Annotated in this window: 23 protein-coding genes; 5 read left to right on the forward strand and 18 right to left on the reverse strand. The window is 62.1% G+C overall.

Translation table 11 applies throughout. From position 1 onward, the window contains the following. Positions 1 to 35: 35 nt before the first annotated feature. From AAGS40_RS10710 to rpsP, 5 genes are all read right to left on the reverse strand, one after another. Entirely contained in the window at positions 36 to 752 is a 717-nt protein-coding gene (locus tag AAGS40_RS10710; protein ID WP_345811232.1) for a CoA pyrophosphatase, read from the reverse strand. Positions 753 to 841: 89 nt separating this feature from the next. Then, entirely contained in the window at positions 842 to 1228 is a 387-nt protein-coding gene (gene rplS / locus AAGS40_RS10715) for a 50S ribosomal protein L19 (protein ID WP_020069334.1), read from the reverse strand. 155 nt (positions 1229 to 1383) lie between these two features. Then, a complete protein-coding gene (trmD, locus tag AAGS40_RS10720) occupies positions 1384 to 2151 on the reverse strand; it encodes a tRNA (guanosine(37)-N1)-methyltransferase TrmD (protein ID WP_345811233.1) in 768 nt (255 codons plus the stop codon). 24 nt (positions 2152 to 2175) lie between these two features. Next, positions 2176 to 2922: a ribosome maturation factor RimM gene (gene rimM, locus AAGS40_RS10725; protein WP_345811234.1), complete on the reverse strand. Its 747-nt coding sequence runs from the start codon at positions 2920 to 2922 to the stop codon at positions 2176 to 2178. Between the two features lie 156 nt (positions 2923 to 3078). Continuing rightward, positions 3079 to 3333, reverse strand: coding sequence for a 30S ribosomal protein S16 (gene rpsP / locus AAGS40_RS10730; RefSeq protein ID WP_345811235.1), 255 nt, complete (start codon positions 3331 to 3333; stop codon positions 3079 to 3081). 263 nt (positions 3334 to 3596) lie between these two features. On the opposite strand from rpsP, the gene AAGS40_RS10735 reads away from it, so the two are divergent. Then, positions 3597 to 4691, forward strand: coding sequence for a PQQ-dependent sugar dehydrogenase (locus AAGS40_RS10735; protein ID WP_345814368.1), 1095 nt, complete (start codon positions 3597 to 3599; stop codon positions 4689 to 4691). 152 nt (positions 4692 to 4843) lie between these two features. Continuing rightward, positions 4844 to 5311, forward strand: a complete 468-nt coding sequence (locus AAGS40_RS10740; RefSeq protein ID WP_345811236.1) for an NINE protein — start codon at positions 4844 to 4846, stop codon at positions 5309 to 5311. A gap of 15 nt (positions 5312 to 5326) precedes the next feature. Here AAGS40_RS10740 and AAGS40_RS10745 read toward each other — a convergent pair whose 3' ends face one another. Further along, positions 5327 to 6493, reverse strand: coding sequence for a PA0069 family radical SAM protein (locus AAGS40_RS10745; protein WP_345811237.1), 1167 nt, complete (start codon positions 6491 to 6493; stop codon positions 5327 to 5329). Positions 6494 to 6635: 142 nt separating this feature from the next. Beyond that, a complete protein-coding gene (locus tag AAGS40_RS10750; RefSeq protein WP_345811238.1) occupies positions 6636 to 7124 on the reverse strand; it encodes an Lrp/AsnC ligand binding domain-containing protein in 489 nt (162 codons plus the stop codon). 193 nt (positions 7125 to 7317) lie between these two features. Here AAGS40_RS10750 and AAGS40_RS10755 point away from each other — a divergent pair, with 193 nt between their 5' ends. Next, on the forward strand, positions 7318 to 8604 hold the full coding sequence (locus tag AAGS40_RS10755) for a D-amino acid dehydrogenase (RefSeq protein ID WP_345811239.1): 1287 nt from the start codon (positions 7318 to 7320) through the stop codon (positions 8602 to 8604). A 113-nt stretch (positions 8605 to 8717) separates the two neighbouring features. Here AAGS40_RS10755 and AAGS40_RS10760 read toward each other — a convergent pair whose 3' ends face one another. From AAGS40_RS10760 to AAGS40_RS10785, 6 genes are all read right to left on the reverse strand, one after another. Beyond that, positions 8718 to 10508 carry an acyl-CoA dehydrogenase gene (locus AAGS40_RS10760; RefSeq protein ID WP_345811240.1) on the reverse strand — a complete coding sequence of 597 codons (1791 nt, stop codon included), beginning with the start codon at positions 10506 to 10508 and terminating at the stop codon, positions 8718 to 8720. Between the two features lie 118 nt (positions 10509 to 10626). After that, a complete protein-coding gene (locus AAGS40_RS10765) occupies positions 10627 to 11562 on the reverse strand; it encodes an FAD-binding protein (RefSeq protein WP_345811241.1) in 936 nt (311 codons plus the stop codon). A gap of 75 nt (positions 11563 to 11637) precedes the next feature. Next, positions 11638 to 12387, reverse strand: coding sequence for an electron transfer flavoprotein subunit beta/FixA family protein (locus tag AAGS40_RS10770; protein ID WP_345811242.1), 750 nt, complete (start codon positions 12385 to 12387; stop codon positions 11638 to 11640). A 283-nt stretch (positions 12388 to 12670) separates the two neighbouring features. Continuing rightward, entirely contained in the window at positions 12671 to 13471 is an 801-nt protein-coding gene (locus AAGS40_RS10775) for a MetQ/NlpA family ABC transporter substrate-binding protein (RefSeq protein WP_345811243.1), read from the reverse strand. Between the two features lie 45 nt (positions 13472 to 13516). Further along, complete coding sequence (locus AAGS40_RS10780) at positions 13517 to 14170, reverse strand: methionine ABC transporter permease (protein ID WP_345811244.1); 654 nt, start codon at positions 14168 to 14170, stop codon at positions 13517 to 13519. Then, complete coding sequence (locus AAGS40_RS10785) at positions 14160 to 15194, reverse strand: methionine ABC transporter ATP-binding protein (protein ID WP_345811245.1); 1035 nt, start codon at positions 15192 to 15194, stop codon at positions 14160 to 14162. The genes AAGS40_RS10780 and AAGS40_RS10785 overlap by 11 nt, the downstream gene beginning before the upstream one ends. Positions 15195 to 15445: 251 nt before the next feature. Between AAGS40_RS10785 and AAGS40_RS10790 the strand changes: the two genes are divergently transcribed. After that, positions 15446 to 16342, forward strand: a complete 897-nt coding sequence (locus AAGS40_RS10790) for a lysophospholipase (protein ID WP_345811246.1) — start codon at positions 15446 to 15448, stop codon at positions 16340 to 16342. An 87-nt stretch (positions 16343 to 16429) separates the two neighbouring features. On the opposite strand, the gene AAGS40_RS10795 is transcribed toward AAGS40_RS10790, so the two are convergent. Continuing rightward, entirely contained in the window at positions 16430 to 17230 is an 801-nt protein-coding gene (locus AAGS40_RS10795) for an enoyl-CoA hydratase (RefSeq protein ID WP_345811247.1), read from the reverse strand. A 65-nt stretch (positions 17231 to 17295) separates the two neighbouring features. Continuing rightward, complete coding sequence (locus AAGS40_RS10800; RefSeq protein WP_345811248.1) at positions 17296 to 18219, reverse strand: histone deacetylase family protein; 924 nt, start codon at positions 18217 to 18219, stop codon at positions 17296 to 17298. A 282-nt stretch (positions 18220 to 18501) separates the two neighbouring features. Between AAGS40_RS10800 and mltB the strand changes: the two genes are divergently transcribed. After that, positions 18502 to 19686 (forward strand): lytic murein transglycosylase B, encoded by a 1185-nt coding sequence (mltB, locus tag AAGS40_RS10805; RefSeq protein WP_345811249.1) that lies wholly within the window; start codon positions 18502 to 18504, stop codon positions 19684 to 19686. A 118-nt stretch (positions 19687 to 19804) separates the two neighbouring features. Here mltB and cysM read toward each other — a convergent pair whose 3' ends face one another. From cysM to rfaD, 3 genes are all read right to left on the reverse strand, one after another. Then, a complete protein-coding gene (gene cysM, locus AAGS40_RS10810) occupies positions 19805 to 20707 on the reverse strand; it encodes a cysteine synthase CysM (protein WP_345811250.1) in 903 nt (300 codons plus the stop codon). A 293-nt stretch (positions 20708 to 21000) separates the two neighbouring features. After that, positions 21001 to 21366, reverse strand: coding sequence for a helix-hairpin-helix domain-containing protein (locus AAGS40_RS10815; protein ID WP_345811251.1), 366 nt, complete (start codon positions 21364 to 21366; stop codon positions 21001 to 21003). A gap of 76 nt (positions 21367 to 21442) precedes the next feature. Beyond that, positions 21443 to 22435 (reverse strand): ADP-glyceromanno-heptose 6-epimerase, encoded by a 993-nt coding sequence (rfaD, locus tag AAGS40_RS10820; protein WP_345811252.1) that lies wholly within the window; start codon positions 22433 to 22435, stop codon positions 21443 to 21445. Positions 22436 to 22487 lie beyond the last annotated feature (52 nt).

Below are 22487 nucleotides of genomic sequence, written 5' to 3' on the forward strand. Positions count from 1 at the left end.
ATTGCCAAACAGCGGACCCGTGCACAGCGGCGGCGTCACGCCGCCAGGAACCGATAGAAGTTACGCAGCATCGCCGCTGTGGCGCCCCAGATAAAGTAGTGGCCGCCGGTTCGACTGCCAGCCTCTCCGTCTTGCACCGATGCATCGCGCGGATAAGGCATCGCGAAAAAGCGGCGCTCGCCGCCTTCATAGCGAAACACCCGCACCTCGTGATGCACGGGGTTCATCAGGAACGCGAGCGGCACTTCGAAGGCTTCGGCGACTTCGACGGTGTCCACGGTCAACGTGAACGGCGGGTGAACGAGACCGATCACGGGCGTGACGCGGAAACCGGTGCCCGTCAGATAGTCGGGCAAAGTGCCGAGAATTTCGACGCGCGATGGGTCGAGGCCAACCTCTTCATGCGCTTCACGCAAGGCGGTGGCCGTGGCGTCGGCGTCAAACGGTTCATGGCGGCCGCCAGGGAAGCTCACCTGGCCGGCGTGGTCGTTCAGATGGTCCGCGCGCTGGGTCAGCAGGACCGTCAGCCCGTGTTCCCGAACCACCAGCGGCACCAGAACGGCGGCTACGCGCGGGTCGACATGCTTGTCGCGCCACGGCGCTTCGATGATCGGCTCGGCCTCCCACGGAAGGCGCTGCTCGAAGCGTGCACGCAGGCCGTCTGGCGTGAGACGCTGCGGCACCACAGGCGGCAGATCAGCGCCTGTTTCTTCGACAGGCAAAATTTCGGGCTCAAAGACAGGGCGGATCAACGGGTCTCCCGAACGAGCGGATAGGGACGCCACTATTTTGACCTGGCAAACAAAAAAGCACCCGCGTGGGGTGCTTTTTCTTACAGCATTTACGCCTGGGAAGCAGCGCGGTCTTTCGAGACCAGCTTTTCCTTGATTCGAGCCGACTTGCCCGAACGGTCGCGCAGGTAGTACAGCTTGGCACGACGCACATCACCACGACGCTTCACGACGATGCTTGCCAGCAGCGGCGAGTAAGTCTGGAACGTACGCTCGACACCTTCGCCCGACGAAATCTTACGGACGATGAACGACGAATTCAGACCACGGTTACGCTTGGCGATTACGACGCCTTCGTAAGCCTGAACACGCTTACGCGTACCTTCAACCACGTTCACGCTGACGATCACCGTATCGCCGGGAGCGAATTCGGGGATGGTCTTCTCGCCGAGGGCGCGCGCAATTTCTTCCTGCTCGAGTTTTGCAATCAGATTCATCACTGACTCCTAAGTCCATCTTGTCGACGTTCGTACCTGCCTCGCGCTGAGTTGCCTTTTGCGCCCGGCTACGGCCCCGATAGAGGATGGGTTCACATCAGGCGCCGTACACGCATGTAAGGCGCCGCCTGGTGTCCGCTTGAAAGGCCGGGGCTTTATGCCTTCGGCTCTTTGTTTGCGAGACTTGCAAGCCATGCCTCGTCGGCACGGCTCAACATCTTGTTCTTTCTGGCCTTGACGATCAGATCGGGCCGCTTGTTCAACGTATTGCGCAACGCTTCGCGCCGACGCCACGCTTCGATCTCCGCATGATGGCCACCGAGCAGCACATCTGGCACGCGCACGCCGTTGTACTCCTCGGGACGCGTGTAATGCGGACAATCTAGCAGCACGTCGACGAAGCTGTCCTGCACCGCCGACTGCGCATCGTTCAGAACGCCCGGCAATTGACGCACGACCGCGTCCATCAATGCCATTGCCGGCAATTCACCGCCTGACAGCACGAAGTCGCCAAGGCTGACTTCTTCGTCGACCACGCGGTCGAGAAGACGCTGGTCAATCGCTTCATAACGACCGCACAACAGAATCAGACCGGATTGCGCCGCAAACTGCATGACGCGCTCGTGATTCAACGTGGCGCCTTGCGGCGACATCATCACCACGCGCGGTGAGAGGATGCCCTGCTCCGCCTGCGCCGCTTTTGCCGCGCCGATCGCGTCTTCGAGCGGCCGCGCCAGCATGACCATGCCAGGGCCGCCGCCATAAGGACGATCGTCGATCGTACGGTAGTTATCCGTGGTGAAATCGCGCGGATTCCACGTACGCAAGCCGTAACGCTCCTGCTTTGCCGCCCGGCTGGTAATGCCCCAATCGGTCAGCGCACGGAACATGTCAGGAAAGAGCGTAACGACATCGAACTGCATCGCTCTCTCCGTTCAGCGAATCATTTAATAGTCGGCTTCCCATTCGACGATGATCTGCTTCGCCGCCTGGTCGACCGTTTTGACAAAGACGCCGACGAACGGGATCAAACGTTCGCCCGTTACCGGCTTACCGTTCTTGTCGGTAGACGGATATTCGACACGCAACACCGAGTGCGCGCCGTTGTCGATCATGTCTGCAACCTTGCCGAGATCGACGCCGGCCACATTCACCACATTCAGGCCGAGCAGGTCGACCCAGTAGAATTCGTCGGCCTCGAGAGCCGGAAATTCGCTGCGGCTGACGTAGACGCGAGCGCCGCGCAGTGCCAGCGCCACATCACGATCAGCGATGCCGCCCAGATGGGCGACCACACTGTCGCTATGCGTTTTCGCGTCCAAAGCCAGCGCCGACTTGCGCTCGCGGCCTTGCATCAGCCACCAGCGCTTCGCGCTCAACAATGCGTCACCGCCGTGGCCGGCATCCGCGTGAGCGGCCACCTTGACCCAGCCTTTGAGGCCGTAAGCGTCGACGATCTTGCCGACTTCGACCGCGTCGGCCGGCCAGCTCTCCACGGTTTCCGCGCGCATGGCTGCGGCCTCGGCACCCGTGGTTGAGACGTTGGCTTTCGCCTTGCCTTCGGTTTTTTCGACCGGCTTGCGGACGAATGCACCGAACGACACCTGATCAGACGCCTTTGCGCGCGGGGCCGCGGTTTTTGCCGCAACCTTTGCCTTCACGCGATCTGTGCTGCCGTAATCACGTTCAGACATAAGAGAACCTCGCTGCCAATCTCGACGCCTGCGTCAGCATGACTGCCAATACCACCATTTGCGTTTCTGACTGCGCCCGCCAGGTGCGCGGGCCGCCGGCCAGACCGACGTTCGATCCGGCTACGACACGCCTGCGCGCTGCCCTGCGTGCGGCCATTAAGCAGCCGGCTGCGCCTTTTGCGCTTCTTTCACGAGACGCTGAACGGTCGGCGACAGTTGCGCGCCAACGCCTTGCCAGTACGTCAGGCGATCTTGAGCGATACGCAGGGCTTCACCCTTCGTAGCGATCGGGTTATAAAAGCCCACGCGCTCGATGAAGCGGCCGTCACGACGGTTACGCGAGTCGGTTGCGACGATGTTGTAGAACGGGCGCTTCTTGGAGCCGCCACGAGCCAAGCGGATGATGACCATTACTAGAATCCTTGAAAACCGGGGTTCGGAACGACTGAAACACGCGATTATAGCGGGAAACTGACGCCATAACAAACACTTACCGGGATAAACTGAGCAGGCGTAATGCGCCGGCCACGCCTGCGCGACGCCCAGACCACGCTAAAACGCCCGAATCACTTGACGGAGCGCCTGTGAAAGTCCTGCCTTGCAACGCGTTTTTGGCCTTTGCTTTGGCCTGCCGCACGGCGCTTTTCAAGCGTGCGCTTGACCTGCGAAGCCGTCTGGCGCACGGTGCGGCCGTTTTGCTCGCGGCTGGCTTGACCGTTCCGGCGCTTGCCGCCCTACCCGTGGATCGCATCAAAGTGCCGTTGGGCTTCCATATCACGGTGTTGTCCGATGCGGTGCCGAGCGCGCGGGCCATGACGTGGTCGCCGAAAGGCATCCTCTATATAGGAAGCCTCGACGGTCACGTCTACGCGCTTGAATTGCAGAACGGCCGGGTGACCGCGCGCCACGTGATCGCTTCCGGCCTGGAAAGCCCGGCGGGCGTTGCGTGGCACGACGGCGCGCTGTATGTGTCGGCGGTGTCGCGAATTCTGCGATTCGACGCAATCGACGATCATCTGGACAATCCGCCCAAGCCCGCCATCGTGACCGACCAATTGCCGACCGAAACGCACCACGGCTGGAAGTTCATTGCATTCGGCCCCGACGGCAAGCTGTACGTGCCGCAAGGCGCGCCCTGCAACGTATGTCTGAAGGACCGCAGCCGCTATGGGCTGATCGGCCGCATGGACCCGGACGGCAGCCACTACGAAGTAGTCGCCCGCGGCATACGGAATTCCGTGGGCTTCGCGTGGGATCCGCTCACGCACGACCTGTGGTTCACCGACAACGGCCGCGACCTGCTGGGTGACGATATACCGAGCGACAAACTCAACCGCGCGCCGCGTGCCGGCATGGATTTCGGCTTTCCCTATTGCCACGGCGGCGACACGCCCGACCCTGAATTCGGCAAGGACCATCCCTGCAGCGCGTTCACTCCTCCCGTCGTCAAACTGGGCGCACACGTCGCCGCGCTCGGCATGCGTTTTTACACCGGCTCGATGTTTCCGGCCGCCTATAAAAACAACATCTTCATCGCTGAGCATGGCTCGTGGAATCGCAGCAAGAAAGTCGGCTACCGCGTGGTGCGTGTGATCACGAATCCGGACGGCAGCAACGCCCACCAGGAAGTCTTTGCTGACGGCTGGCTGGAACCGGACGAAACGCAATGGGGGCGCCCCGCCGATGTGCTGCCGCTGCCCGATGGCTCGCTGCTGATCAGCGACGACTACGCGGGCGCCGTCTACCGCGTGACTTACGCGGCGCCTTGAGCCTGCTGCACGGCTAGGTGCTTGCAGCCCGGCTATACCCATGCCCTCGCAAGTCACATGACCTCAGCCGTGCAGCGGGCGTAGAATGCGCGACGCTCTGCGCCTCGGCGCGCCGGCTCCTTTCGACCGCCTGCCACTTTGCCCTCGCCCACATGTCCACCCTTGTTTCGACGCCCTCGCATTTCAGATCCAAAACGATTACCGCCGCTCTCGCGTTTTTCCTTGGGTACCTGGGCGCGCACCGTTTCTATCTGTATGGCAAACGCGACCTCTATGGCTGGGCGCACGTGATCGGTACGCTCGTCGGCATTCCGGGTGCGATGCTGGTGGTAGCGAGCGAACGTTCTTCGATGCTGGGCTGGGTGCTGGCGTTCGCAGGCGCCGTGTCGTTGCTCGCCGCGTTCCTCGCGGCCATTGTGTATGGCTTGCGCCCGGACGAAAAATGGGACGCGCAGTTCAATGCTCACACAGAACGAAAAAGCCACTCCGGCTGGACGGTCATTTTCATCGTGATCTTTTCGCTGTTGATCGGCGCATTCCTTCTGATGACAGGGCTCGCCATTTCCTTTCAGACCTACTTCGAGAGTCAGGTCGAGGCGGCCAAAGCGCTTTCACAATAAACCGTAAGCGCTGCGTCAGAACAGTTCGAGTTGCGGACTCACGGGTGGGGGCGCCTTCACCGGGTCACGCGCAGGCTCGATCCGCCGGAAATGCGACATGTCCAGAATGCCGCGGTCGCGTTGATTGAGGCCCAAGCGGCGGGCAGCGTTGTGAAAACGCTGCTTGAGCAGATCTGCCCACAACCCCTCCCCCTTCATGCGGCTGGAGAAACACGCGTCGTAATCTTTGCCGCCGCGCATGTCACGCACGCGGCTCATCACACGGTCAGCACGATCGGGGAAGTGGGCGGCCAGCCAATCCTTGAAGAGCGGTGCGACTTCCCACGGCAGACGCAGCACGATGTAGCTCGCATTGCACGCACCCGCCTCCGCGCACGCCTCGAGCACCCTTTCCAGGTCTGGCTCGGTAACGAATGGAATCATCGGCGCGACGCTGACGCCGACTGGAATGCCCGCCTCGCTCAACGTCCGGATTGTGCGCAATCGGCGCGACGGTGTTGCCGCACGCGGTTCGAGCGTGCGCGCAATGTCCGAATCCAGCGTGGTGATCGTGATTGCGGCCATGAATTGGCCGCGCGCCGCCATGGGCGCAAGCAGATCAAGATCGCGCTCGATCAGCGATGATTTGGTGATCGCCGCGAACGGATGATTCCGCTCGCCAAGTATTTCGACGACCCGCCGCGTGAGCCGTAACTCGCGCTCGACCGGTTGCCACGCGTCCGTATTCACGCCTAGCGCGATCGGCTCGGGCATATAAGACTTCTTCGACAACTCCCGTTCGAGCAATTCCGGCGCGTTAACCTTCGCATAGATGCGGCTCTCGAAGTCGAGGCCCGGGGACAAGCCGAGATAGCTGTGCGTTGGCCGCGCGAAGCAATAGATGCAGCCGTGCTCACAACCGCGATACGGATTCAGCGACACGCTAAACGGGATGTCCGGCGATGCATTGCGCGTGAGGATGGTCTTCGCCTGCTCTTCGAAGAGCTGCGTGCGTAGAACCTTGGTGTCGTCGCCGTCTTCATCCTGATGAGTGACCCACCCGTCGTCCACGGCTTCGCGCTGGTCCACTTCGTAGCGGCCTTGAAGATTCGTGACAGCGCCTCGCCCCTTGCGGGGTGCGGGCGGCGCGACAGGAAACTCGGGCACGGATGCGTCAGCAGGGTCGAAATCGGAGTCGGTCACGATGATGGCACGCCAAGGAAAAACGACGAAAACACCTGTATAAATATACAGTGTTTACGTCGTTTGTCGAGGCCTCCTTTAGCGTGCTGCCGACCACTGCCGACCACTGCCGATCGGCAGTCCGAAGCCGGAGGGACACCGCTCAGTCGCCCACCGCGATCGTCAGCGTCTCCTTGATTTCTTCCATCACCACATAGCTCTTGGACTGCACCGCGCCTGGTAACTGCAAAAGAATGTCGCCAAGCAGCTTCCGGTAATCCGCCATTTCACCAATGCGCGCCTTGATCAGATAGTCGAAGTCGCCGGACACGAGATGGCATTCCAGTACCTCGGGAATCTTCTGCACCTCGCGGCGAAACTGGTCGAACATGTTGCCACTTTTGTGGTCCAGCGTGATTTCGACGAACACGAGCAGCGCCGCACCCAGTTCCGCCGGATTCACCCGCGCGTGATAACCGGTGATTACGCCGTCGCGTTCCATACGCTTGACCCGTTCGATGCACGGCGTAACCGACAGCCCGACCTGCTCGGCCAGTTCCTTCATGGCCATTCGGCCGTCCACCTGCAACAGGCGCAGGATCTTGTGATCGAGCTTATCGAGGGCACGAACCGGCTGGCGCTGTGTACGCATGGTGTTTCTGCTGAAAATCCTGAAAATACAATAACAAAACCTGCCTGACTGTTAATAGTATAGCGGTTAACACTGGGCGAACTGCGATACACCTCGTTAATCGAACGATGCGAACGATGCGAACAACGCAAACACTTCGAACGAACGACGAACCCACCGCCCGCCAACTTTCCTGAATCTGTTTGGAGCAGCTATGCGAGTCGTCGTTTTGGGCAGTGGCGTCGTCGGGGTGACGAGTGCTTATTATCTGGCGCGCGCGGGTCATGACGTGACCGTGATCGACCGCGAGGCCGGCCCGGCGCTCGAAACCAGCTTTGCTAACGCCGGCCAGATCTCGCCGGGCTATGCGTCGCCGTGGGCCGCGCCTGGCGTGCCGCTGAAGGCAGTCAAGTGGATGTTCCAGAAGCACGCGCCGCTTGCGATCCGGCTAGACGGCACGCAGTTCCAGCTTCAATGGATGTGGCAGATGCTGCAGAACTGCACGTCTTCGCGCTATGCCATCAACAAGGGACGCATGGTGCGTCTCGCCGAATATAGCCGCGACTGCCTGCAGGCACTGCGTGCCGAAACGGGCATTCGGTATGAAGGGCGCACTGGCGGCACACTGCAGGTGTTCCGCACGCAGCAGCAGTTCGATGGGGCGGCCAAAGACATCGCCGTGCTGCGGGAAGCCAACGTGCCGTTCGAATTGCTTTCGCCAGCGGAACTGGCAAAAGCCGAACCCGCGCTCGCTGCCGTGTCGCACAAGCTGACGGGCGGTCTGCGTCTGCCGGGCGACGAGACCGGTGACTGCCAGATGTTCACCACGCGCCTCGCCGCCATGGCCGAGGAACTGGGCGTCCAGTTCCGCTACAACACGCCGATTGACTCGCTCGCGCTTGCGGGCGACCGTATTGCCGGCGTGCAATGCGGCAGCGAACTGGTGCGCGCCGATTCATTCGTCGTTGCGTTGGGCTCGTATTCGACTCAATTTCTCTCCGGTCTCGTCAAGATTCCGGTTTACCCGCTCAAGGGCTATTCCATCACTGCGCCAATTGTTAACGAGGCTGCTGCGCCTGTCTCCACGGTGCTCGACGAAACCTACAAGATTGCGATTACGCGCTTTGACGACCGCATCCGCGTGGGCGGGATGGCCGAAATTGTCGGCTTCGACAAGTCATTGCGCGAGGCTCGTCGCGAAACCCTGGAGCTGTGCGTGAACGATCTGTTCCCGGGTGGCGGCGACACGTCGAAAGCCAGTTTCTGGACTGGCCTGCGCCCCATGACGCCGGACGGTACGCCGATCGTCGGCCGCACGCCGGTGTCGAACCTGTTCCTGAATACGGGGCACGGCACGCTCGGCTGGACGATGTCATGCGGCTCGGGCCAGTTGCTCGCGGACGTCATGTCGGGCAAGCAACCCGCTATCAAGGCGGACGATCTGTCGGTGCATCGGTATCTCGGTGAAACACGCGGTGCGCATCGGCCGGCTTATGCGTGAGGTTGCTTCAGGCGACTGCACGAACGACGCGTTCTGACGCAGCCGCCCACCTACAAAAACAAACGGCGCCCTCGTGGCGCCGTTTGTCTTGCTGCATCAGAACACATGTCACGTCAAAACTGATCTTCCGACAGCGCCAGCACGCTCTCTCCACCCTTCGCGCTGACGATGGCCGCCTCCAGCGCCGACGCCAGCGGCAACACGTGCTCGGCGTAGAACTGCGCGGTGGCGATTTTCGCGCCGTAGAAAGACGGATCTTCGTCACGCTTCCGGGCCGCCACGAGTAACGCACGCGCCATCTGCCAGCCACCCAGCACAATCCCCGAAAGCTTCAGATACGGCACACTGCCGGCGAACACCGCGTTCGGATCGCTCCTCGTATTCGTGACGACAAAATCGACCGCAGCACTAAGCGAGTCATGCGCTTGTGCAAGGTACTTTCTCATGGAGGCGAATGCTGCGCCCTGCTGCGCACCGAGCGCTTCGACGGTCTCAGCAATACCCGCCAGCAGCGTTTTCGCGACCTTGCCGCCATCGCGCACGGTTTTGCGGCCGATCAGGTCATTGGCCTGAATCGCAGTCGTGCCTTCATAGATGGGCAGAATGCGCGCATCGCGGTAAACCTGCGCGGCGCCGGTTTCCTCGATGAAGCCCATGCCGCCATGCACCTGCACACCGAGGCTCGTCACCTCGATCGACAACTCCGTGCTCCAGCCCTTCACGATCGGTACGAGATATTCGTAGATAGCCTGATGCTCGGCGCGCTTCGCTTCGTCCGGATGACGGTGCGCAATATCGCAATGGCTCGCGGCGACATACGCCAGCGCACGCGACGCTTCCGTCAACCCGCGCATGGTGGCAAGCATACGGCGCACGTCCGGATGCTGGATGATCGCCACAGGCTGCTTCGCCGAGCCATCCACCGGACGGCTTTGCACGCGATCCTTCGCATAGGCGACTGCCTGCTGATACGCGCGATCCGATACCGCCACGCCCTGCATGCCAACCGCGAAGCGCGCCGCGTTCATCATGATGAACATGTATTCGAGGCCGCGATTTTCCTCGCCGATCAAATGACCGATTGCGCCGCCGTGATCACCGAACTGCAGCACTGCGGTGGGGCTCGCCTTGATGCCCAGCTTGTGTTCGATCGACACGCAATGCACGTCGTTGCGCTCGCCCAGTGAACCGTCTTCGTTAATGAGGAATTTCGGCACGATGAAAAGCGAAATGCCCTTCACGCCTTCCGGTGCGCTCGGCGTGCGCGCCAGCACGAGATGCGCGATGTTCGCCGCCATATCGTGCTCGCCCCACGTGATGAAAATCTTGGTGCCGAACAGCTTGAACGAGCCGTCGCCCTGCGGCTCGGCGCGCGTGCGGACCAACGCCAGATCGGAGCCGGCTTGCGGCTCGGTGAGGTTCATCGTGCCGGTCCACTCGCCGGAAATCAGCCTGGGCACATAAGTCTGTTTCTGCTCGTCGCTGCCCGCGGTTAGCAGCGCTTCGATCGCGCCGTCCGTCAACAGCGGACACAGCGCGAACGAGAGATTCGACGCGTTGAGCATCTCCACGCAGGGTGTGCCGATCAGCTTGGGTAGACCCTGACCTTCGTAATCGACGGGATGCTGCACACCCTGCCAGCCGCCTTCGGCAAACTGGCGAAACGCATCCTTGAAACCAGGCGTTGCGGTAACCACGCCGTCTTTCCAGCTGCTCGGATTCCTGTCGCCTTCGACATTCAGCGGCGCCAGCACTTCTCCACACAGTTTCGCCGATTCTTCGAGCACGGCCTGAGCCGTGTCCAGATTCGCGTCTTCGAAGCCTGGCAGCGTGGCGATTTCTTCGAGGCCGGCCAGTTCCTTCATTACGAACAGCATGTCCTTGATGGGCGCCGTGTAGGTCATTTCAGTTCTCCTCCTGTCTCGATGTAAAAAGGGCGCGGGACCGGCTCGGTCCTGCGCCCTTCATGTGCTGCCAGGCGCCATCATCCAGGATCACCCAGGCGCGACCATTGCCCGATTGTTAGCCCAGTTCTTTGACGAGTTCCGGCACGACCGTGAACAGATCGCCGACCAGACCGTAATCAGCAACGCTGAAAATCGGCGCTTCTTCGTCCTTGTTAATCGCGACGATCACCTTGCTGTCCTTCATCCCGGCCAGATGCTGGATCGCGCCCGAGATGCCGACCGCAACGTACAGCTGCGGCGCGACGATCTTGCCAGTCTGGCCAACCTGATAGTCGTTCGGCACGAAGCCCGCATCCACTGCCGCGCGCGACGCGCCAAGCGCTGCGTTCAGCTTGTCGGCCAGCGGCTCCAGCACCTGCGTGTAGTTCTCGCCGTTGCCCAGACCACGGCCGCCCGACACGATGATCTTCGCCGACGTCAGTTCCGGACGGTCCAGCTTCGTCACTTCACGGCTCACGAACGACGAGATACCGCTGTCCGCTGCCGCTTCGATCTTCTCGACCGTTGCGCTGCCGCCTTCGGCCGCGACTGCGTCGAAACCGGTCGTGCGGACCGTGATGACCTTGATCGGATCAGCCGATTGCACCGTGGCAATTGCATTGCCCGCGTAGATCGGACGCTCGAACGTGTCGGCCGAATCCACCGCGGTGATGTCGCTGATCTGCGCGACGTCCAGCTTCGCCGCGATACGCGGCGTAACGTTCTTGCCGTAAGCGGTGGCTGGCGCGAGGATGTGTGAATAGTCCTTCGCAATGTTCAGCACCGTTGCCTCGACGTTTTCCGCGAGACCCGCTTCGAGTTGCGGCGCGTCGGCGAGCAGCACCTTGCTGACGCCGGCGATTTTCGCTGCCGCCTCCGCTGCGGCCTGGGCCTGGTGACCCGCCACCAGCACGTGTACGTCGCCGCCAATCTTTTTGGCCGCTGCGATCGTGTTCAGCGTCGCGGCCTTGATCGACGCGTTGTCGTGTTCTGCTATTACCAGATTCGTCATTTCGTCTGTCTCCGTGTCGACCGGACCGGCGCTTCGCGCTCACTCCAGTCACATGCAACATGGTTGCCGTTTGGCTCAAAGCACCTTGGCTTCGGTCTTCAGCTTCTCGACCAGCGTCTTCACGTCCGGCACCTTCACACCGGCGGAGCGCTTCGGCGGCTCGACAACCTTCAGCGTCTTCAGGCGCGGCTTCACGTCGACGCCGAGGTCCTCAGGCTTGACCGTTTCCAGCGGCTTTTTCTTCGCCTTCATGATGTTGGGCAACGTGACGTAGCGCGGCTCGTTCAGACGCAGGTCAGTCGTGACCACGGCAGGCAACGTGAGCGACAGCGTTTCCGCGCCGCCGTCCACTTCGCGCGACACCGTGGCCTTGCCGTCTGCCACCGTGACCTTCGATGCGAACGTGGCTTGCGGCAGCCCGGCCAGTGCGGCCAACATCTGACCGGTCTGGTTCGAGTCGTCGTCGATCGCCTGCTTGCCGAGGATGATCAGCTGCGGCTGTTCCTTGTCGACCAGCGCCTTCAGCAGCTTGGCGACAGCGAGCGGCTGCAGTTCTTCGGCCGACTCGATCAGGATGGCGCGGTCCGCGCCGATCGCCAGCGCCGTGCGCAACGTTTCCTGCGATTGTGCGACACCCGCCGACACGGCGATCACTTCGGTCGCCACGCCGGCCTCTTTCAGGCGCACGGCTTCTTCCACCGCGATTTCGTCGAACGGATTCATGGACATCTTCACGTTCGCGATGTCGACGCCCGTACCGTCCGACTTGACCCGGACTTTCACGTTGTAATCGACCACTCTTTTCACTGGCACCAGGATTTTCATGCACACGCTCCAAAGTTACGAATACGTCAACCCAACGGACATTATAACGACTGCCCTCATGACAGCCCTGTCGCGGGTGCTCTAGCTGGAGGATATCCCTCTTCAACGGCGGGACGGCATTAACGAACGATCGTTCTATTTTAACGTCGAAAAAACCCGGGCGACAACCCCGGGTCAAGATCTACGACTCTAATTCGGATTGTCGTCCTGGCTGCGCGTCTGTTTTTACCGCACCACCGTCGCCGCAGTGGCCGCGGTGGCCGCGGTGGCCGCGGCGGCCGCCTCACCAGGCGGTAATGACCGAACCGCCAAACTTGCTGTCGACAAACTGCTTCACTTCCGGCGAATGATAGGCGGCGACGAGCTTCGCGACCCACGGCTTGCCCTTGTCCGCTTCGCGAATCGCGATGATGTTCACATACGGACCTTTCGGATCTTCGATCGCAATGGCGTCCTGCTTCGGCTTCAACCCGGCTTCCATAGCGAAATTGGTGTTGATCGCGGCAGCATCCACGTCATTCAGCGAGCGCGGAATCTGCGCGGCGTCGAGTTCGACGATCTTCAACTTCTTCGGATTGTCGATGATGTCGAGCGGCGTGGCCTTCAGGCCCGCGTCCGCGCGCAGTTTCAGCAGACCCTGCTTCTGCAGCAGCAACAGTGCCCGGCCACCGTTGGTCGGATCGTTCGGCACGGCGATTCTGGCGCCCGGCTGCAGTTCGCCGAGCGACTTCACCTTTTTCGAGTAAATACCCATTGGGTACGTCACCGTATCGGCGACACGGATCAGCTTGTAGCCACGGTCCTTGACCTGCGCCTGCAAGTATGGGTCGTGCTGGTAGCTGTTGGCGTCCAGATCGCCGCCGGCGAGCGCCGCGTTCGGCTGCACGTAATCCGAGAACTCGACGATCTTGATGTTCAGACCGTTCTTCGCCGCGACGGTCTTCACGACCTCCATGATTTGCGCGTGCGGGCCGCCGGTGACGCCGACCTTGATCGTGTCCTCGGCCCGAGCCGTGGTCGCGGCGGCAAACAGCGACGCGGCGCCGAGCGTGGCGGCCAGCTTGAGAATGAAACGACGTTGCATGACGAATCTCTCCAAAACCTTGGTGGGTCCCGATGACCCCTTGTTTTACTTATGGCTCAAACGACGCACGAGCCAATCCCCGAACGACTGCACCAACTGCACGAACACGATCAGTATCACGACGACCGTCAGCATGACTTCCGGCAGGAAGCGCTGATAGCCATAGCGGATGCCCAGATCGCCAAGACCACCGCCGCCGATCGCACCGGCCATCGCCGAATAGCCAACCAGCGAGACGAACGTGATGGTCAGCCCGGCAACCACGCCCGGCAGCGACTCCGGCAACAACACCTTGAAGACGATCTGGCTGGTGGTCGCGCCCATCGCCTGCGCGGCTTCGATCAGCCCGCGATCCACTTCGCGCAGCGCAGTTTCCACGAGGCGCGCGATGAACGGCGCGGCGGCGATCGTGAGCGGCACCACGGCCGCAGCTGTGCCGATCGACGATCCCACGACGAGCCGCGTGAACGGGATCACCGCCACCAGCAAAATGATGAACGGCGTCGAACGCACGGCGTTCACGATCACGCCCATCACCCGATTGACGGCGATGTTCTGCAACACGCCGTTGCGGTCCGTCAGATACAGCAGCACGCCGAGCGGCAAGCCGAGCGCCGCGCCCACCAGTCCGGAGATGCCCACCATGACGAGCGTTTCCCAGAACGACTGGACGAACATATCGAACATTTCACTCAACATACGAAAGCTCCTCCACGACCACGCCCTGTTCCCGCAAGTACGTCAGCGCCTGCGCCACTTTCACCGGTTCGCCACCCGCGAGCACCGCGAGCGAGCCGAACGCCTGACCCTGGATCTCGTCGATCTGGCCGTGCAGGATATTGAAATCGAGCTCATAGCGGCGGATCGTTTCCGAGAGGATCGGCTGATCCACGCCCGAACCGGTGAACGCGAGGCGCAGCAGGTGGCCGCTGCCGGTCTTCAGACGCTCGGCGACGCGCGCCTTCATTGCCGGCGGCAACTCCTGCGCGATCACGTCGCCGATCAATGCGCGTGTGACTTCGTGATGCGGCTGCAGGAACACGTCGATCACCTTGCCCTCTTCGACTACGCGGCCCGCGTCGAGCACGGCGACGCGGTCGCAGACCTGTTTGATCACGTCCATCTGGTGCGTGATCAGCACGATGGTCAGGTTCAGTTCGCGATTGATGCGCCTGAGCAGTTCGAGAATCGCGCGCGTGGTCTCAGGATCGAGCGCGGACGTAGCTTCGTCGGAGAGGAGCACCTTCGGCTTGCTCGCCAGCGCGCGCGCAATGCCGACGCGCTGCTTCTGACCGCCGCTGATCTGCGCGGGATAGCGGTCCTTCTGTGCCGACAGACCGACCAGTTCGAGCAGCGGCAACACGTTCGCTTCGATCTCGTCGCGCTTCATCCCGGCCAGTTCGAGCGGCAACGCGACGTTCTCATAAACGGTACGCGACGACAGCAGATTGAAGTGCTGAAAGATCATGCCGATCTCGCGACGCGCGTCGCGCAGTTGCGCAGCGGGCAGCGTGGTCAGATCGCGACCGTTGACGACGATGTTGCCTTCGGTCGGACGGGTGAGCAGGTTGATGGTGCGCACGAGCGTGCTCTTGCCGGCGCCGCTGCGGCCGATGATGCCGAACACCTCGCCCGCCGGGATGGACAGATTGACGTTGTGCAGCGCCTCGACCCAGCCCCGGGGCCCGGCGAACCGCTGGGAGATATTGCGTATTTCGATCATGGAAAAACGAAACGGCGGAGATTGCCAGCGAGCGCGTTGCGCTCCCGACAAGCGGCCGCCGTTGCTTTTATTGGGATTTGAGGCGGCAATTCTACCGCAGCGTCGACATTCCGATTAATAATCAATTCCGATCTATTTATAACTGCGAGGCATTAGAGACGTGCGCGGTACGCCGGAGAAGCTGAAACGATGCGGCTGCAGATAGGATCGGTCGAACAACAACTACGTTTTTTTAAGGACTATTGGCAATCATGGCAACAACCCGGCCAGATAACGTTCGGCCAGGCGCGAACGTGCGCAAAGGCGGCAGCGCGCGCCGCTCGACCGTCGCGGCCCGCGACGGCGTCGACCTGCCGCTGTATCGGTGGCCGGCCACCGCACCCATGCGCGCGACGGTCGCGCTCGTGCACGGGCTCGCCGAGCATGCGGGACGTTATGCGGCACTGGCCGATCGGCTCAATTCCGCGGGGATTGAACTCGTCGCTATCGACCTGCGCGGGCACGGCCATGCGCCGGGCAAACGGACTTACGTCAGGCGTTTCGACGACTATCTTCTCGACGTGCAGGCATTGCTCGACGATGCAGCGCAGAGTTGCGCGCCGCTCTTTCTAATGGGACACAGCATGGGCGGCGCCGTCGCGGCCCTCTACGCCATTGAACGGTTGCCCGCGAGCGGGCGGCGGCTCAACGGATTGATCCTGTCGAGCCCGGCACTTGCGCCCGGCCGCGACGTGCCGCGATGGATGCTTGCTCTGAGCCAGATCGTCAGCCGGTTATGGCCCGGCTTTCCGGCCATGAAAATCGACGCCGCGTTGCTCTCGCGGATCCAGCCTGTCGTCAACGCCAATCGCAATGATCCGCTCGTGCATCATGGTGCCATTCCGGCGCGCACCGGCGCGGAGTTGTTGCGGGCAATGACGAGAATCGAGCGCGGGCGCGCCACGTTGCGTGTCCCGGTGCTGGTTTATCACGGGACCGCCGATCAGCTGACCGAACCTGATGGCAGTCGTGCATTCGGAGAACACGTCGGCTCGCCCGACAGGACGCTCACCATGTATGAGGGCAGCTTCCACGAGACGATGAATGATCTCGATCGCGATCGGGTAATCGATGAGGTGATCGAGTGGATCACGAGGCGGAGTGTTTGAGGTCGCTCCGGGTAAGGTTTTCTGCGTGATTCCGTGCGTCTTTTCTGAGGCCTTTCCCGTCAGTCTGGCGGCCTGTTCTTTTGCCCTTTATTGCTTCCAGTCCGGCGGACGCTTGTCGATAAACGCCTGCACGCCCTCCAGCGCAGAGTCGTCCATCATGTTGCATGCCATGGTTTGGCCGGCAAGCTGGTAGGCGGCTTCGATGCCCATCTCGGCCTGACGGTAGAACAGGTCTTTGCCCGCGCGCACGGCTTCGACCGGCTTTGCGCAGATGCTGCTTGCGAGACGCGACACTTCCGCATCCAACGCGTCCAGCGGAACCACGCGATTGACGAGGCCTTGCTGCTTCGCGTGTACGGCGTCGATGAAGTCGCCCGTCAGCAGCATTTCGAGCGCGGCCTTGCGCGACAGGTTGCGCGAGAGCGGCACCGACGGCGTCGCGCAAAAGAGCCCGAGGTTGACGCCGGAGACCGCGAAGCGTGCGGTATCTGCGGCCACCGCCAGGTCGCACATCGCAACCAGTTGACAGCCCGCCGCCGTCGCGATGCCGTGCACACGCGCAATCACGGGCTGGGGCAGGCGCTGGATCGTCAGCATCAGCTTCGTGCAACGGTTGAACAACGACTGGTAGTAAGCAAGCGACGGCGCCGCACGCATTTCCTTCAGATCGTGACCTGCGCAGAACGCACGCCCCGCACCGGCGATCACGACGACGCGCGCATCCGACTTCCCGATCTGGTTCAGCGCGGTCTGCAAATCTTCGAGCAGCGCCTCCGAGAGCGCGTTGAATGCGTCCGGGCGTTTCATCGTCACACGCGTGACGCCGGGCAGGCCGTACACGCCATGCTCGACTTCGACCAGTGAAAGGCTGCGCACTTCGGCGTTCATCGCTCGCTCCTCTTTCAATTGATGCGGCTCACGCGCGCCGCGACACCCGGGCGCCCGCCTTCGGCTCAGATGCCCGCCAGCGAGCGCATATGCGCGACCACGCTGCGTCCAAGCGCGGACAGGTTGTAGCCGCCTTCGAGGCAACTGACGATCCGCCCGCGCGCATAGCGCTTCGCGATCTCGCGCATCTGATCCGTGATCCACGCGTAGTCGTCCTCGACCAGTCCCATGTTGCCGAGATCATCCTCGCGATGCGCGTCGAAACCGGCCGAGATGAACAGCATCTCCGGCTTGAATTCATGCAGACGCGGCAGCCACAGCATGTCCACCGCCTCGCGCACCGCCATGCCCTTCGAGCGCGCCGGCATGGGCACGTTGCACATGTTCGGCGCCTGATTATCGGCGCCCGTGAAGGGATAAAACGGATGCTGAAAGATGCTGCACATCAGAACGCGCGGGTCGCCCGAAAACGCAGCCTCGGTGCCGTTGCCGTGATGCACGTCGAAGTCGATGACCGCCACGCGCTCCAGCCCATGCACTTCAAGCGCATGACGCGCGGCAATCGCGACGTTATTGAAAAAGCAGAAGCCCATTGCGCGCGCCGGTTCCGCGTGATGGCCCGGCGGCCGCACGCTGCAGAACGCGTTGTCGTAACGGCCCTCGATCACCGCGTCGGTCGCGGCGACCGCAGCGCCCGCGGCACGTAACGCCGCTTGCAAGGTGTGCGGATTCATCGACGTATCGGGGTCGATTTCGGCCAGGCCCTCGGCGGGCGAGCGGCTGCGCAGATAGTCGACGTGTGCCCGCGTATGCACGCGCAACAACGACGCGTCGTCGGCCAGCGGCGCGGACTCGCGCTCAATGAGCGAGTCGATGCGGCTCGCGATCAGCTGGTCTTCGATGGCATGCAGACGGGCCGGACACTCGGGGTGCCACTGCCCCATGTCGTGCTGCAAACAGTCGGCGTGAGTATAGAAACCGGTTGCCATGATTCTCTTGCGCGGCGCGGCGCTTCGCAGCGCGCGCGGCGTGTCTCCTTCCAGGGGCGCGCGCCCTCGGCGCGCCAACATCATCAAGTTACCACACGGGGTGGCTGTGACGTGTGCTGCACAATTTTGCGAAGGGCGTCGGGTATACTGCCCCGAACCGATTTTCCCTACGTCTTCCTCGACACGCGCCCTCAGCTCACTATGACCGTCAAGCTTGCTCTGTCTGCACGAAACCGGCAATGCATCACCACTGTGGCCGCAGCACTTTCTGTCGCATCGTGCATGTTCATGGCAACCACGCCGGCGCTCGCGCAAGGCATCGGCAAGACACCGCCCACGCTGCTCGCGCAGAGCCAGCCGCAACCCAGCGTGCCGCAAGGGCAGACTTTCGAAGAAGAAATCATTCCGCAGCGCTACGCGAACAATGCGAATGTCGACGCGTTCATCAACGACATGGTCGCGCGCTATGACTTCGACGAGTCTTCATTGCACGCGCTCTTTGCCGGCGTGAGCTATTCGGCGACCGCGGTCAAGCTCGTGACGCCGTCGCCTTCGCCGTCGGTCAAGAACTGGCGCGTGTATCAGTCGCGTTTTCTCGACCAGGTGCGCATCAACGCGGGGGTGCGCTTCTGGCGCGCGAACCGCGATACGCTGCAACGCGCTTATGAGGAGTTCGGCGTGCCGCCCGAGATGGTTGTCGGCATTATTGGCGTAGAGACGATCTACGGGCGCTTCATGGGCAACTTCCGTGTGCTCGACGCGCTGACCACGCTCAGCTTCGACTATCCGAACACACCGAACCGCGCCGATCGCCAGGCGACCTTCCGCAAGAATCTCGAAGACTATCTGGTGTGGACGCGCGATTCGCAGATCGATCCGACCACGGTGCTCGGCTCATACACGGGTGCAATCGGTATCCCGCAGTTCCTGCCGAGCAGCATCGTTCAGTATGCAGTGAGCTACGACGGCAACAAGCAGATCGACTTGCGCACGAGTCCGGCCGATGCAATCGGCAGCGTCGCCAACTATCTGCGTCAGAACGGCTGGGAAAGCGGCCGGCCCGTCGTGTGGAAGATCGGCTCGGACGCGGGCAGCCTGGGCGTCGCGCAAGCGGCGGCCGACGGTCAGCCTGAACCGCATTGGCCGCTGTCTCAATTGCTGCGTGCCGGTTTGCTGCTGAACCAGCCGGACGTGGACGTGGCCGCCGAGGCGGGCACGCCGGTCACGGTGGTCGACCTGCCGTCGCCGGGACGCGGCACCGAGTTCGTGCTGGGCCTGAAGAACTTTTACGTGCTGACACGCTACAACCGCAGCTTCTTCTATGCGCTGGCGGTGTACCAGTTGGGCCAGCGGGTCAAGGCGCAACTGGAGGCGAGCGATGCGGCGAACGCCGCGAGTCATGCAACGGGTAATACAACCGGCAACGCGCCGGACGGCGCGGCGTCGGCAGACACGGCGCCGCAATGAAGTGACGTTGCGAGGAGCGGCGCACACCTGATCGCGCCGTCCAATTCCACGCCAGCTATAAAAGAAAAAGCGCCGGGCCGGCGATTTTTCTTTGGCTTCGCACTTCGGAGCGTGTCACTCAGGCGGGGAAGACTCCGGTCGACAGATACCGGTCGCCACGATCGCATACGATGAACACGATGGTCGCGTTCTCGACCTGACGCGCGACGCGCAGCGCCACCTCGCACGCGCCGCCCGACGAGATGCCGGCAAAGATGCCTTCAACCGACGCCAGGCGCCGCGCCATGGCTTCGGCCGCGGCCTGGCTCACGTTCTCGACGCGATCCACGCGGCTGCGATCGAAAATTTTCGGCAAATACGCCTCTGGCCACTTGCGGATGCCAGGGATACGCGAACCCTCTTCAGGCTGCGCGCCAATGATCTCAATGGCTGCGTTTTTCTCTTTCAGATAAGCGGACACGCCCATGATCGTGCCGGTCGTGCCCATGGACGACACGAAGTGCGTAATGCGCCCTTCCGTGGCCTGCCAGATTTCCGGACCCGTGCCTTCGACGTGCGCCGCCGGATTGTCCGGATTCGCAAACTGGTCGAGGATGATGCCCTTGCCTTCGCGCTGCATCTGCTCGGCCAGATCGCGCGCGTACTCCATGCCGCCGGTGACCGGTGTCAGGATGATCTGCGCGCCATAGGCGGCCATGCTCTGACGACGCTCGATCGACAGGTCCTCTGGCATGATCAGGACCATCTTGTAGCCGCGAATCGCCGCCGCCATGGCAAGCGCGATCCCCGTGTTGCCGCTGGTCGATTCGATCAGCGTGTCGCCCGGCTTGATGCGGCCGCGCGCTTCCGCTTTCTTGATCATCGACAGCGCCGGGCGGTCCTTCACCGAACCCGCCGGATTGTTTCCCTCGAGCTTTGCCAGGATGACGTTGTTGCGAGCGCGGATGTCGTCGTCGGGAAGCCGGACGAGTTGCACGAGCGGCGTATTGCCAATCGTGTCTTCAATCGTTTTGTATGCCATATCGGTTCTGGTGCTGTCGATGCGCGGAGTCTTCAATTCATTGATTCTAAACCACGATGCCCGCGGCTGCCGCCCGCCCCTTCTACCTGCATGGATGCCCGTATTCGCCTGCGACGTGCGCGTACTTTGTAATGCACTGCTCGCCAACACAAAAAGCCCGCGGCCGAGAACCGCGGGAGCCAGTCATCTGCATGACAGCTGAAGGAGTGTTCATGCGCACTCCGACCATGAAGCGCAACCCGAGCATTGACTGTGCGGCGCGCCTCGCACGGCCGCCGCACAGTGGACACCGACTATTTTTTTACCGCGACTGTGGCGCCGCTCTTCGCGGCATTGCCCGAAACGGTCGTGCCTTTGGTCGATGCAGCCGCCGCAACCTGCGTGCTAGCAGCCGCGCCAGCCGGACCGACAGCGAGACCCTCCGCCTGCAAGCGCTCGACGGTATGCCCGCCCATGCCCTTGACGCGCTTGCCGAGGTCGGCCGAGTCCTTGAATGGGCCATGCGCTGCCCGCTCGTCGAGAATGGCTTTCGCCTTGGCAGGACCGATGCCCTTGATGCCACGCAGCGCGTCTTCGTTAGCCGTATTGACGTCGACCGCCGCGTACGCGTGGCCGAAAGCGGCGAGCATGGCCGCGGTAACCAGAATTTTTCGAAACATATGGAATCTCCCTCAAACAACCGGCTGGCGTCATCACCAACCGGGAGATTCCAGTTTAAAGAGGTATCCGAATTATTTACACCTGGCCGAATAGCCAACGTACGTAGCGATCCACGCCTTCCTGCACACTGAGGAACGGCGCCTCGTAACCGGCCGCGCGCAGCTTCGACTGATCGGCTTGCGTGAAGCACTGGTACTTGCCGCGCAGCGCGTCGGGGAACGGAATATATTCGATCAGTCCGCGTTGCACGAGATCGGCGAGCGACAACGCCGGCTCGTTGTTCAGCGAGCGCAGCGTGTTGACCACGGTGCTCGCGATATCGTTGAACGGCTGCGCGCGGCCGCTGCCGAGATTGAAGATGCCCGACTTGTCCGGATGGTCGAAGAAGAACAGGTTGACCTTGACCACGTCTTCGACCGAAACGAAATCGCGCGTCTGCTCGCCCGCCGCGTAGCCGTTGTATTCGCCGAACAGTTTTACCTTGCCTTCGGCGCGGAACTGGTTGAAGTTGTGGAACGCCACGGACGCCATGCGCCCCTTGTGCGTTTCACGCGGGCCGTACACATTGAAATAGCGGAAGCCCGCAATCTGACTCCTCGCGGTGGGCAGTACGCGCCGGATCACCTGGTCGAACAGAAACTTCGAATAGCCATACACGTTCAGCGGTTGCTCGACTTCGCGCTCTTCGACGAAACGGCTCGATCCGCCATACGTTGCCGCCGACGACGCATACAGGAACTGGATGTTCTGCGCGAGGCACACGTCGAGCACGTCGCGGCTGTAGCGGAAGTTGTTGTCCATCATGTAGCGGCCGTCGGTTTCCATCGTGTCCGAGCAGGCGCCTTCGTGGAAAATCGCACGCACCTTGCCGAAGTCGCCGCCCTTGAAGCGTTCGACGAATTCGGTCTTGTCGAGATAGTCGTCGATTTCGCAGTCGACCAGATTCCTGAACTTGTCCGCGCGCGTCAGATTGTCGACCGCGATGATGCGTTGCTCACCGCGCTCGTTGAGCGCCTTCACGAGATTGCTGCCGATGAAACCGGCCGCGCCGGTGACGATGAGGGTCATGATGATCCTGCGGTAGTGTGCATGGCTGCGCTGCCGCCGTTACCGCAGCTCG

This window comes from Paraburkholderia sp. PREW-6R, assembly GCF_039621805.1.
Lineage (GTDB): Bacteria > Pseudomonadota > Gammaproteobacteria > Burkholderiales > Burkholderiaceae > Paraburkholderia.

Coding starts and splice junctions, on each gene's coding strand:
- rplS (WP_020069334.1), bottom strand. CDS start 1,228: ATGAATCTGATTGCAAAACTCGAGCAGGAAGAAATTGCGCGCGCCCTC.
- trmD (WP_345811233.1), bottom strand. CDS start 2,151: ATGCAGTTCGATGTCGTTACGCTCTTTCCTGACATGTTCCGTGCGCTG.
- rimM (WP_345811234.1), bottom strand. CDS start 2,922: ATGTCTGAACGTGATTACGGCAGCACAGATCGCGTGAAGGCAAAGGTT.
- rpsP (WP_345811235.1), bottom strand. CDS start 3,333: ATGGTCATCATCCGCTTGGCTCGTGGCGGCTCCAAGAAGCGCCCGTTC.
- AAGS40_RS10740 (WP_345811236.1), top strand. CDS start 4,844: ATGTCCACCCTTGTTTCGACGCCCTCGCATTTCAGATCCAAAACGATT.
- AAGS40_RS10750 (WP_345811238.1), bottom strand. CDS start 7,124: ATGCGTACACAGCGCCAGCCGGTTCGTGCCCTCGATAAGCTCGATCAC.
- AAGS40_RS10755 (WP_345811239.1), top strand. CDS start 7,318: ATGCGAGTCGTCGTTTTGGGCAGTGGCGTCGTCGGGGTGACGAGTGCT.
- AAGS40_RS10760 (WP_345811240.1), bottom strand. CDS start 10,508: ATGACCTACACGGCGCCCATCAAGGACATGCTGTTCGTAATGAAGGAA.
- AAGS40_RS10765 (WP_345811241.1), bottom strand. CDS start 11,562: ATGACGAATCTGGTAATAGCAGAACACGACAACGCGTCGATCAAGGCC.
- AAGS40_RS10770 (WP_345811242.1), bottom strand. CDS start 12,387: ATGAAAATCCTGGTGCCAGTGAAAAGAGTGGTCGATTACAACGTGAAA.
- AAGS40_RS10775 (WP_345811243.1), bottom strand. CDS start 13,471: ATGCAACGTCGTTTCATTCTCAAGCTGGCCGCCACGCTCGGCGCCGCG.
- AAGS40_RS10780 (WP_345811244.1), bottom strand. CDS start 14,170: ATGTTGAGTGAAATGTTCGATATGTTCGTCCAGTCGTTCTGGGAAACG.
- AAGS40_RS10785 (WP_345811245.1), bottom strand. CDS start 15,194: ATGATCGAAATACGCAATATCTCCCAGCGGTTCGCCGGGCCCCGGGGC.
- AAGS40_RS10790 (WP_345811246.1), top strand. CDS start 15,446: ATGGCAACAACCCGGCCAGATAACGTTCGGCCAGGCGCGAACGTGCGC.
- AAGS40_RS10795 (WP_345811247.1), bottom strand. CDS start 17,230: ATGAACGCCGAAGTGCGCAGCCTTTCACTGGTCGAAGTCGAGCATGGC.
- AAGS40_RS10800 (WP_345811248.1), bottom strand. CDS start 18,219: ATGGCAACCGGTTTCTATACTCACGCCGACTGTTTGCAGCACGACATG.
- mltB (WP_345811249.1), top strand. CDS start 18,502: ATGTTCATGGCAACCACGCCGGCGCTCGCGCAAGGCATCGGCAAGACA.
- cysM (WP_345811250.1), bottom strand. CDS start 20,707: ATGGCATACAAAACGATTGAAGACACGATTGGCAATACGCCGCTCGTG.
- AAGS40_RS10815 (WP_345811251.1), bottom strand. CDS start 21,366: ATGTTTCGAAAAATTCTGGTTACCGCGGCCATGCTCGCCGCTTTCGGC.
- rfaD (WP_345811252.1), bottom strand. CDS start 22,435: ATGACCCTCATCGTCACCGGCGCGGCCGGTTTCATCGGCAGCAATCTC.